At 69.4% G+C, this 2,813-nt stretch carries 1 protein-coding gene; it reads right to left on the bottom strand.

Annotated features, from left to right (window positions below; translation table 11 throughout):
- A partial coding sequence (locus tag ACZ5U5_RS39715; RefSeq protein WP_469031513.1) for an AMP-binding protein occupies positions 1 to 2,801 on the bottom strand: 2,801 nt, incomplete at its 3' end.
- Between the last annotated feature and the right edge of the window lie 12 nt (positions 2,802 to 2,813).

The following is a 2,813-nucleotide window of genomic DNA, read 5'->3' on the forward strand; positions in this document are numbered from 1 at the left end:
AGCACATACAACTGGGTGTTGGCGAGCGGACCACCGATCGAGACACCGTCCAGGACATCGGGGACATCCCAGAACGACGACCAGATCGTCGTCTCCGTCGGACCGTACACATTCACCAACCGCTGCACCCGAGTGATCAGCTCGCGCGCGAGACCGGCCGTGATCGGCTCTCCGCCGGTCAGGGCGGTCACGGCGTAGTTGTCGAACCCGGCCGCGAGCAGCAGCCGCCAGCCCGAAGGCGTCGCCTGTACGTGCGTAACCCGGTGCCGGTCCATCAGTGCGATCAGCGCGGTGGCGTCCTTGACCTCGGTGTCGTCAGCCAGAACGACCCGCCCGCCCGTGATCAGCGGCAGGTGCAGCTCAAGACCCGAGATGTCGAACGAGATCGACGTCGACGCCAGCCACGCTCCACGGCGCCCGGTGCCGATGTCGTCCCGCACGGAGGCCAGGAGGTTGTGCAGGGCGCGGTGGCTGATCACGACACCCTTGGGCCGCCCCGTCGAACCAGACGTGTACAGGACATAGGCCACCTGCTCCGGATCCGCGGAAACGGACTCAAACACAGGAGCCAGACCGTCGATCTCCGCACGGTGCGCGGCAAGGTAGTCATCCGTGACCACCAGCACAGCCCCGGCATCCTCCGCCATGTACGCGGCACGCTCAGCCGGCAGCGCAGGGTCGATCGGCAGATACGCCGCCCCCAGCTTCCACACCGCCAACATGCTCACCAACACATCCGGCGACCGCCGCAAAGCAAGCCCCACCACACCACCCGGCACCACACCCACACCCCGCAGATGCCGAGCCAGCCGACTCGACCGCTCCTCCAACTCCCCGTAACTGACGCGCTCTTCACCACAAATGACAGCCACGGCATCGGGAGTCGCCGACGCCTGGCCGACGAATGTCTCAAGGGTCAGCACGGTGCTGGTGGCTTCGGTGCGCCGGGACACAGGGGGTTGCTCCGCTTCGGGTAGGTAGGTGGCGGTGGCGTGGCCGTCGGGATCGGCGGCCATGGCCTCCAGGACGAGCCGGTACATCGAGGCCAGCCGCTCGGCGCTCGCGCGGCCGAGGGCGCCGGTGTGCGTCTTGACGACGAGCCCGCCGCCCGTGGCCACGACGCTGAGCGCGAACTCGTTGAAGCCCGCGCCGAGTCCGGAGGCGACATCGACCGATTCGGTGTCGACCTGGTGGAAGTTCTGGAAGTCGAACATCACCGGGATCAGCCGTCGGCCGTCGCCGGTGTCCCGCTGGATGGCGGGAAGCGGGTAGCGACGGTGGGCCCAGATCTCCGTCTCCTGGGCGTGGACCCGCTCCACCATCTCCAGCCAGGTACCTGAGGGCCGAGTCGACGGGAACGGCAGGGTGTTGAGGTGCATGCCCAACACTCGGTCCGAACCCGAAGCCTCCAGACGGCCGTGGTACACGACACCCGTGTGGAAGGCTTCGTCCGGCGTGAGCGCGGACAGCACCTTCAGATGCGCCGCAAGCAGCACACTCCTCAACGAGGTCCGCGCCCGCGTGGCCAGCTCGCGCAGGCCCTGCTCCAGTTCCTGGAAGTCGACCCGCAGTCGCAGCGGCTCGCTCGTCCCGCCCGTCGCCGCGCGCCACGCCTCCGGCAACGCCAAGGGAGCGTGGCGCTCGACCAGGTCCTGCCAGAAGGCGCGGTCCTCCTCGCTGTCCAGCGAGGCGAGTTCGGCGGCGACGAAGTCCGCGTACCGGACGGAGGGCGCCTCGTGCACCGGGGCCTCACCGCCGTCCCGCAGGCTGCGGTAGCAGTCAAGCAGCTCCATCACGAGGCTGTGGTAGCTCCAGCCGTCCGCGATGGCGTGGACGTACGTGAACGTGATCCGCCAGGCGTCGTCCGACTCGACATGCACCGCCATACGGATCAGCGGTGCGGCGGGCAGTTCGAACGCGGCGGCCTCCTCGGCGGCCACGAACGCCTCCAGCTCCCGCTGCCGCTGCTCGGGGCTCTGCCCCCGCACGTCCGCCACGGCCAGCTCGATCTGCGCGCCGGAATGCACCATCTGGAGCGGCTGCGCGTAGCGCACGAAGTCGATCGACGTACGCAGCATCTCGTGCCGCTGCGTGATGTGGTCGACGGCGGCGCGGAACGCCTCCGTGGAGAACGGCTGATCGTCGGGGATCCGGAAGGAGTTGATGTTCTGATACGCCGACCGGCCCTGCTCCTGCGCCGCCAGCATCTCCACCAGCATGCCGGTCTGGATCTGCGACAGGGGGTACGCGTCGACGACGTCCGCCGGGAGCGCGGCACGGTCCTCCTCGCCGAGGAGCCCGAAGCGGGACACCGTGCCGACCGGCGAGACAGAGCTGTCCTCTGTCACATGGGTCGCCAACGCGGCGATGGTGCGGTGCTCGAAGACCGTACGGACGTCGACGTCGTAACCGCCGGCGCGCAGGGCGCCGACCAGACGGACGGCCCGGATGGAGTCGCCGCCGAGGTCGAAGAAGCTGTCATCGACCCCCATCTCGTCCCGCTCCAGGACAGCCGCCCAGATCGCGGCCAGCCGCTCCTCGGAGGGTGTGCGCGGGGCTGTTCCCCGGGTTCCGGTGTACGCGCCCTGGTCGGGGGCGGGCAGGGTGCGGTGGTCGATCTTGCCGCTGTTGGTGAGCGGGATCGCGTCGATGGCCACGTACGCCGCCGGGACCATGTACTCCGGCAGCGCCTCGCCCAGGTGCTCCCGCAGCGGGGCCGTTTCCGCCGTGCCGACGACGTACGCCACCAGGCTCTTGTCCCCGGCCTCGTCCGCACGCGCCACGACCACGGCATCCGCCACGGCAGGGTGTTC

Source organism: Streptomyces sp. NPDC033177 (assembly GCF_055577715.1).